Source organism: Pseudoalteromonas sp. SWYJZ12 (assembly GCF_015864395.1).
In the GTDB taxonomy this organism is placed as follows: domain Bacteria; phylum Pseudomonadota; class Gammaproteobacteria; order Enterobacterales; family Alteromonadaceae; genus Pseudoalteromonas; species Pseudoalteromonas arctica.
In genome coordinates this window covers 25,839-33,859 of the sequence record NZ_JADYXH010000031.1, presented here as the reverse complement: position 1 = coordinate 33,859, position 8,021 = coordinate 25,839, and the positions used below count along the sequence as shown (strand labels likewise).

The 8,021-nt window shown below is 39.1% G+C and carries 7 protein-coding genes; 5 read left to right on the top strand and 2 right to left on the bottom strand.

Annotation, left to right across the window (positions count from 1 at the left end):
* Positions 1-110 precede the first annotated feature (110 nt).
* Positions 111-971 carry a mechanosensitive ion channel family protein gene (locus I6F42_RS19335; protein ID WP_197153131.1) on the bottom strand — a complete coding sequence of 287 codons (861 nt, stop codon included), beginning with the start codon at positions 969-971 and terminating at the stop codon, positions 111-113.
* Positions 972-1,172: 201 nt separating this feature from the next.
* On the opposite strand from I6F42_RS19335, the gene I6F42_RS19330 reads away from it, so the two are divergent.
* The 5 genes from I6F42_RS19330 (at position 1,173) to I6F42_RS19310 (ending at position 6,912) form a co-directional block, all read left to right on the top strand.
* Positions 1,173-1,382 (top strand): hypothetical protein, encoded by a 210-nt coding sequence (locus I6F42_RS19330; RefSeq protein ID WP_010555367.1) that lies wholly within the window; start codon positions 1,173-1,175, stop codon positions 1,380-1,382.
* A gap of 208 nt (positions 1,383-1,590) precedes the next feature.
* Positions 1,591-3,726 (top strand): M3 family metallopeptidase, encoded by a 2,136-nt coding sequence (locus tag I6F42_RS19325; RefSeq protein ID WP_007581300.1) that lies wholly within the window; start codon positions 1,591-1,593, stop codon positions 3,724-3,726.
* Between the two features lie 117 nt (positions 3,727-3,843).
* Positions 3,844-4,695, top strand: a complete 852-nt coding sequence (locus I6F42_RS19320) for a carboxylate/amino acid/amine transporter (RefSeq protein ID WP_010555366.1) — start codon at positions 3,844-3,846, stop codon at positions 4,693-4,695.
* A 68-nt stretch (positions 4,696-4,763) separates the two neighbouring features.
* Entirely contained in the window at positions 4,764-6,095 is a 1,332-nt protein-coding gene (locus I6F42_RS19315) for a glycerophosphodiester phosphodiesterase family protein (RefSeq protein WP_010555365.1), read from the top strand.
* Between the two features lie 82 nt (positions 6,096-6,177).
* Positions 6,178-6,912 carry a dienelactone hydrolase family protein gene (locus I6F42_RS19310; RefSeq protein ID WP_010555364.1) on the top strand — a complete coding sequence of 245 codons (735 nt, stop codon included), beginning with the start codon at positions 6,178-6,180 and terminating at the stop codon, positions 6,910-6,912.
* Between the two features lie 32 nt (positions 6,913-6,944).
* On the opposite strand, the gene I6F42_RS19305 is transcribed toward I6F42_RS19310, so the two are convergent.
* Positions 6,945-7,868, bottom strand: coding sequence for a LysR family transcriptional regulator (locus I6F42_RS19305; protein WP_010555363.1), 924 nt, complete (start codon positions 7,866-7,868; stop codon positions 6,945-6,947).
* Between the last annotated feature and the right edge of the window lie 153 nt (positions 7,869-8,021).

Below are 8,021 nucleotides of genomic sequence, written 5' to 3'. Positions count from 1 at the left end.
CAAAAGTAGGACCGTTCGAATTTCAAAAACTCGGTACACCATTAAGTCAAAGCATGCTTAACTGAATGGTGTTAGCCCAAGAGCGACTTTTAATATTTACCATATTTGAACTATGAGCGCTTAAATGCAATTTCACCGTCGATATGAATATCACGCTGCGGAAAAGCAATCACTACATCATGCTTTTCAAATACAGCGTAAATACTAAAACGAATATCACTGCGTACTTTTCTAAGCATGGTTTCAGACTCGGCGCACACCCAAAAAATAGCGTTAAATACGAGCGAGCTATCTGCAAAGTCATCAAATAACACCGATGACTTTGGATTAGCCAATATTGCTTCATAATCATCAAGCACTTGCTGAATAAGCTTTTTAACCAGTATCACGTCTGATCCATACGCAACGCCTACACTGACCGATGAGCGTGCATTGCCATCTATTAGCGTCCAGTTTGTTACTGTATTTTCGAGCAATTGAGAATTAGGAATAAGCATATGTACGCCGTCATTTCGGCGAATACGCGTTGAGCGAGTATTAATTGTTTCTACCACGCCTTTTGCATTGCCTACCTCTAAAAAGTCACCAATACGTATTGGGCGTTCCCACATTAGTATCCAGCCACTAATAAAGTTATTAATAATATTTTGAGCACCAAAGCCTACACCAATGGCTATTGCACCTGAAACAAAAGCAAACGCAGTAAGCGGTATGCTTAATACTTCTAAAGATGTAAAAATTAAAATAGCGATACTTAAAATAAAGTAGATACGTGTAAATAAATGCACGGCATCTTGGCTTAACTTTTTTGCCAATAATGTTTTTGTTATTAGCTTGCCAATACGCGTCACAATAAACCAAATAGCGAAAAGTATTAAAGGCACTTTAATAATTTTTGCTACGGTAATGTGTACATCGCTGTAACTAAATACAACAAAGGCAAGAATTTGGTTTATGTGTTCTAAGGTCATTTATTTTCCAAAACAAGCAAAGGAGCGCTTTAAATTTAAATCGCTATAAAGTGAAAGCGGTTCAGTGTTGGGTAAGTTTAGCAGTCATAATATAACTAAAACGCCAAGTTAATAAGTTCAATATACTTTTTATGAACAATTTATTAACTCTTTATTGCACCGAGTGCTATATAAATAGTGTACAAGCACTGGAGATCACATATGACACAACTTACTTTAAATCAAAGACTCGCTACTTTGCAGCCGCAGGTAGACTTACATTTATTTGAAAGCAGCCTAGATTACCGAAATAAAATTTTGTGCCTTCTTGCAGAACAAGAGCAAACACTGGCATCTATCAACAAAGAGTTTGGCCAACAACAACCTAACAACTTTGGCTCTGAGAGAAAATTTGTACTTGGATATAACTAAGCAATTATGACTCAACGACTTATTAAGTAGCTCAGGTGTTTACTTTTAGAGCTACTTTTACCTCCCTTAAAGCTAAATATTAGCTAATTTGCGTTCAAATCCCCCTTAATACCGATAAACTTTATTGTATAAACGCCAAAATTTGATAAGTTAACTAGGTTTTTCGACTCGCAAAGCCTATTCCGGCTAATCTTTCTATGGAGTTATTATGCGTAAAACCCTGATCGCCACTACTATTGCTAGTGCCTTAATATTATCGGCCTGTTCATCTAACGATACACAAAACATGGCAAAAGAAGGCGCAGCACAAGTGCAAGACATGAACGCAAACAATGTTTTATTTAAGCCAAGCCCATTGCAATATATGGCACCAGAGTTTGATAAATTTGGTACAAAAGACTACGAAGCTGCATTCGATGCAGGTATCGCACAGCACACGGCACAAGTACAAGCCATTGCTAACAACCCTGCTCCAGCAACATTTGAAAACACATTAGTTAAAATGGAATTGTCAGGGGAGCTATTAAATCGCGTATCGGCTGCTTTTTATAACTTATCTGGTTTAATTTCAGATGCTGAATACCAGCGTATTGATGAAAAAATGGCGCCTGTATTATCTGCTCACTCAGATGATATTTACTTAAACGGTGAATTATTTAAGCGCGTACAAACAATTTACGACAATCAAGATAAATTAAACGCAGAAGATAAACGCCTAGTTGATTTTTACTACAAGCAGTTTGTAAAAGCAGGTGCTAAATTAAACGACGCTGAAAAAGCTAAAATGCGTGAAATTAACTCAGAGCTAGCTCAGCTATCTACTGCGTTTTCACAAAACATTTTAAAATCGTTTAAAGAAGACGTTATTGTAGTTACAGATAAAAGTGAATTAGCAGGTCTTTCTGAAGGCGAAATTGCAGGCCTTGCAGCTTCAGCTAAAAAAGCGGGCAAAGACGGCTACATGATCACTTTGGTAAATACAACGCAACAACCAATTTTAAGTAGCCTTGAAAACCGCGACCTACGTGAGCGAATTTTTAAAGCCTCTGCAAACCGTGCAGCAAAAACTAACGGCCCTATTATTATTAAAGAAACCAACCTACGCGCTCAAAAAGCAGAGCTTTTAGGCTACAAAGATTGGGCTTCTTATGTAATGACGTCGCGTATGGCGCAAACAACTGAAAACGTTTACGGCATCCTTGATGACCTAGCACCTAAAGCAGTTGAAAAAGCAAAGATTGAAGCAGCCGCTATTCAAAAAGTGATTAACGATTCAGGCGAAAGCTTTGAGCTTAAACCATGGGATTGGACTTTTTATGCTGAAAAAGTACGTGCAGAAAAGTACAACTTAGACCCAGCACTTGTTAAACCATACTTTGAAATGCAATCGGTTATTCACGATGGCTTATTCTTTGCAATGAACAAACTGTACGGTATTACGTTTAAAGAACGTAAAGATCTTCCTGTTTATCATGAAGATGTAACCGTATACGAAGTATTTAACGCTGATGGCAGCGCTATTGGTTTATTTTACTTAGACCCATATGCACGTGAAGGCAAACGTGGCGGCGCATGGATGAGTGCATACGTTAGCGAAAGCGGCTTAAAAGGCACCAAACCTGTTATTTACAATGCGCAGAACATTCCAAAACCTGCTGCAGGCGAGCCTACGCTAATGACATTTGATGAAGTGTCTACTATGTTCCATGAATTTGGTCATGCTGCTCACGGTTTATTCTCAGATGTTAAATACCCAAGCCTAGCGGGTACTGCAACGGCGCGTGACTTTGTTGAATTTCCGTCACAAGCAAATGAAGATTGGATGATTGAACCAACAGTACTTGCAAACTATGCTAAGCATTACAAAACAGGTGAGCCAATTCCACAAGCTTTACTTGATAAAGTACTTGAATCGCAAAAATTCAACCAAGGCTATGGCACTACTGAATACTTAGCCGCTGCACTACTTGATATGGAATGGCATTCATTTGGTTCTGATAAAAAAGTAGCTGACGTTCAAAAGTTTGAGCAAGACGCGCTAGAAAAACACGGTATTGCTTACTACCCTGTTCCACCACGTTACAAATCAAACTTTTTTAGCCACACATTTGCAGGTGGTTATTCAGCTGGTTACTACGCGTACCTTTGGACTGAAGTGTTTGCAGCAGATGCCTTTGCACATATGGAAAATAACGGCGGCTTAACACGTAAAAATGGTGATAAGTTCCGTAAAGAAATCCTATCAAAAGGTAACAGCCGCGACTTAATGCAAAGCTACATTGAGTTTAGAGGTCAAAAACCAACTACCGACGCACTACTTAAGCGCCGTGGTTTAGTTGAATAGTTAATAACTTAGTTTATTAATTATTGCTTTATAAAAGCCCGCTTGCGGGCTTTTATTGTTTATACATTAATTTATAACAGATAAACTGCTGCCATTAATTATTTAAAGACGACGGCTATGCGGTACTTATTTGCAGTAACTTTACTTTGGGCATTTTCATTTAGTTTAATTGGCGTGTATTTAGCAGGTCAGGTTGATGCATGGTTTAGTGTGTTAATTCGCATAGCACTAGCAACTATCGTATTTTTACCATTTTTAAAGTTTAAACAAACACCTAAACCTTTAGCCTTAAAGCTCATGCTGATTGGCGCTATACAACTTGGTGTTATGTATAGCTTTTACTACCACTCCTTTTTATTTTTAAGCGTCCCCGAAGTACTGTTATTTACCGTAATGACCCCTATTTACATTACTTTATTAAACGACGCGCTTGAAAAAAAATTCAATCCACGGTTTTTTATAGTTGCACTTATTGCTGTTTTTGGCGCAGTTGCAATTCGTTATGAGGACTTAAACAACAACTTTTTAATCGGCTTATTACTCGTACAAGCTGCCAATATTTGTTTTGCAACAGGGCAAGTTACTTACAAACGATTAATGACGAGTAATACTCTTGACGATAAAGCGATATTTGGTTGGTTTTTTATTGGGGCGTTAATTGTTGCTATTGTATGCTACGTTTTATTTGGTGATGCAAGCAAACTCCCAAGTACATCTACCCAGTGGGGCGTGCTTATTTATTTAGGTATTATTGCCTCTGGTCTTGGCTATTTTGCATGGAATAAAGGCGCAACGCTTGTAAATGTAGGTGCCTTGGCAGTTATGAATAACCTTCTCATTCCGGCTGGTATTATTATTAATGTACTTATTTGGAACCGAGACGCTGACATAGTCAGGTTAAGTATTGGAGCTGGCATAATGTTAGGCGCCTTGTTAGTGAATCAAGTTATTAATAAAAAAGTAAATTAATACGTTTGTAGCTAAATTGTCATTAATAATCATTAAGGTAGTACAAATTTACTTTTTAAGGATAAACAATGAAACGTATTACCTTACTTACAAGCTGTATATTGTTAGCCACACTTGCTGGCTGCGACGACGATGTAGAAATAGTAGAAAAAGAAGTGGTTGTTACCAGCACAGAAGTTGAGATTGTTGAAGTGCCTACGCCTATTATTGTAGAGGTACCAAGTGGTGATGCGCCAGATATTCAACTAGGCACTCGTCCTTATTATTTAGTAGATGATATGAGCGACAGCGCTTTAAAAACACAACTAGAATCTTGTAGTGAAGGTCCTTTTTACCGTACCGACTTTTCTATTGGTCATCGCGGTGCATCAATGCAATACCCTGAGCATACTAAAGAAGCTTACATTGCTGCAGCCAGAATGGGCGCAGGCATTGTTGAATGCGATGTTACATTTACAAACGATAAAGAACTAGTATGTCGTCACTCTCAATGCGACTTACACACCACAACTAATATTTTAGCCATTCCTGAGCTTGCAGCTAAATGCAGTGTGCCATTTACACCCGCAGACCCTACTAATGGTATTGCTGCGTCAGCTAAATGCTGTACCAGTGATATAAGCTTAGCGGAATTTTTAACCCTTGAAGGTAAAATGGATGGTGCAAACACCAATGCAACTACCGTTGCCGATTACATGGATGGTACACCAAATTGGCGCACTGATTTATATGCCACCAACGGCACATTAATGACCCATAAACAAAGCATTGCACTGTTTAATGGGATGGGGGTGAAAATGACCCCAGAACTTAAATCGCCACAAGTAAGCATGCCATTTGATGGAATGACGCAAGAGCAATATGCGCAAAAAATGCTAGACGAGTACACACAAATGGGCGTGCCAGCCTCAAAAGTTTATCCGCAATCGTTTAACCTTGAAGACGTAAAATACTGGATTAACACTAACCCTGACTTTGCAGATAACAGCGTATACCTAGATGGTCGCGACAGTGAAGCCGGATTTGATCCAAGTAACCCACAAACATGGCAACCTGGTATGGATGAACTTGTGGCTGACGGCGTTAAAATTTTAGCCCCTCCAATTTGGATGATGCTAACAATAGATAACGAAAATAATATCGTGCCATCACAATACGCAATTGACGCAAAAGCAGCAGGTTTAGAGCTTATTGCATGGAGCCTTGAGCGCTCAGGTCCGCTTAATGAAGGTGGTGGTTATTACTATCAATCAATTGCTGATGTTATAGATAACGATGGCGATATGATGACGGTCGTTGATGTGCTCGCACAAGACGTGGGGGTAATGGCTATATTTTCAGATTGGCCGGCTACCGTAAGTTATTACGCTAGTTGTAATAAAATGCCTGCAAGTATTTAAATACTCGACAACAAAAGTCGTTTATTTTATCGCGCTCAGTTACCATATCATTATATATAATTTTATTTAACTGAGCGCTTTTATGATAATTCAACAACATAACGCAGACTTGCCAACACCTACAGGTTTAATGCGAACAACCATCTATCGCCCTCAGGCGCAAGGGCAATTCCCTGCTATCATTTTTTATTCTGAAATATTTCAGCAAACTGCACCTATTGCACGCAGCGCAGCTATTTTAGCAAGCCATGGCTTTGTGGTATTAGTACCGGAAGTGTTTCACGAGTTAAATACTATGGGCACTGTGCTTGCTTACGACGATGCAGGTAAAGACAAAGGCAATGCCGACAAGTGGGCAAAACCACTTGAGCATCATGATAGCGACACGCAAGCCATGATCGACTTTATAAAGCAGCAACATTACTGCACAGGTACAGTAGGCGCAATGGGCGTATGTATTGGCGGTCACTTAGCTTACAGAGCGGCGCTTAATTCTGAAATTAAAGCGGCTTTTTGCTTATATGCTACCGATATTCACAGCAACACATTACCGGCAAAATCAGGTAATAACTCATTTGAACGCATGGCTGATATACAAGGCGAAATTCACTTTATATGGGGTAAACAAGACCCGCATGTACCAAAGGAAGGCCGTGCTAAAATATACCAGCAATGCGTAAGTACGGATATTAATTACCAATGGCAAGAAGTTAATGCCCAACATGCCTTCATGCGTGATGAAGGTGAGCGATACGATGCAGCCCTTGCAATTAATATGTATCAACAAGCGGTTGCATTATTTAGCCGTACTTTATAAGTGTTTTATAAATGCTTTAAAAGCGAAAATAATTAAACGCTTTTCAGCATACCCAAGGCGGTATGCTGTTTTACAAAATACGCTTTTAAGTAATCAATAAATAACCGTAGCTTTTTAGAACCCGCAGCTCCTGGCGGAAATACCCCGTACAGTTCAATATCTTTGCTTTTATAATCATCTAATATTATTTCAAGTAGCCCAGCTTGTACTTTAGGCCACGCATCGTAAAGCGGAATACGCCCAATTCCATGCCCCGCTTCTACAAAGGCAGTACGTGCAGCTGCGTTATTAGTACTTAAGGCGCCTTGCATTGCAATGTCGTGTTTTTTGCCATCTTTTGAAAGTGTTAACGTTTTACTTCCTAGCTGATAAACCACCCATTGATGATCTGCCAATTCTAAAGGTGTTTTAGGTTTACCAAAATGTGTAAAGTAATCCGGCGCGCCACAAATACAAGTGCTCATCGTAGTCAGCTTGGTTGCTTGCAAGTTGGAGTCACTCAGTGCCACACCCCTAATTGCAAAATCGAACCCATTTTTAATAATATCAACCACATCGTCAGTAAGCTGTAAGTCTATTTTAATTTTAGGGTATTGGCGCTTAAACGTATTTATTGCGGGCACAATTAGCTGCATTCCCACATTCACAGGGCAGCTAATTTTAAGTAAACCTTGTGGCTCACTCTTTATATTTTCTATTTGCTGATTAGCTGCATTAGCTTGTTCGGTAATTATTCTACAACGCTCATAATAAGCAATACCCGCTTCAGTCAGCGCCATTGTGCGAGTTGAGCGATTTAATAAAGTGACTTCAAGCTGGGTTTCTAACTTTTTTAAATGATAACTTGCTACGGCTCGCGTAAGTCCTAACTGTTTAGCGGCAGCGGTTAAGCTGCCCTGCTCTACAATTTGCGCAAATACAACCATGCTCTTTAACTGCTCAAACGACACCTTCATATGTGCTCCGTAGCGTGTTTTAAATTCAACCCTTCTATTGTATCAATTATTAAACCAATAAAGTTAAATTTATCATCGTTGTTTAAAGCTCTGTTAGTGCATATAGTAATTGGTAAGCAAGATAAACTAATTTAAATCATCAGAAGGAATATA

What these genes read in the sequence shown, in the direction of transcription:
- I6F42_RS19320 (WP_010555366.1), top strand. Translation starts at nt 3,844, where the DNA reads ATGCGGTACTTATTTGCAGTAACTTTACTTTGGGCATTTTCATTTAGT.
- I6F42_RS19335 (WP_197153131.1), bottom strand. Translation starts at nt 971, where the DNA reads ATGACCTTAGAACACATAAACCAAATTCTTGCCTTTGTTGTATTTAGT.
- I6F42_RS19310 (WP_010555364.1), top strand. Translation starts at nt 6,178, where the DNA reads ATGATAATTCAACAACATAACGCAGACTTGCCAACACCTACAGGTTTA.
- I6F42_RS19330 (WP_010555367.1), top strand. Translation starts at nt 1,173, where the DNA reads ATGACACAACTTACTTTAAATCAAAGACTCGCTACTTTGCAGCCGCAG.
- I6F42_RS19315 (WP_010555365.1), top strand. Translation starts at nt 4,764, where the DNA reads ATGAAACGTATTACCTTACTTACAAGCTGTATATTGTTAGCCACACTT.
- I6F42_RS19305 (WP_010555363.1), bottom strand. Translation starts at nt 7,868, where the DNA reads ATGAAGGTGTCGTTTGAGCAGTTAAAGAGCATGGTTGTATTTGCGCAA.
- I6F42_RS19325 (WP_007581300.1), top strand. Translation starts at nt 1,591, where the DNA reads ATGCGTAAAACCCTGATCGCCACTACTATTGCTAGTGCCTTAATATTA.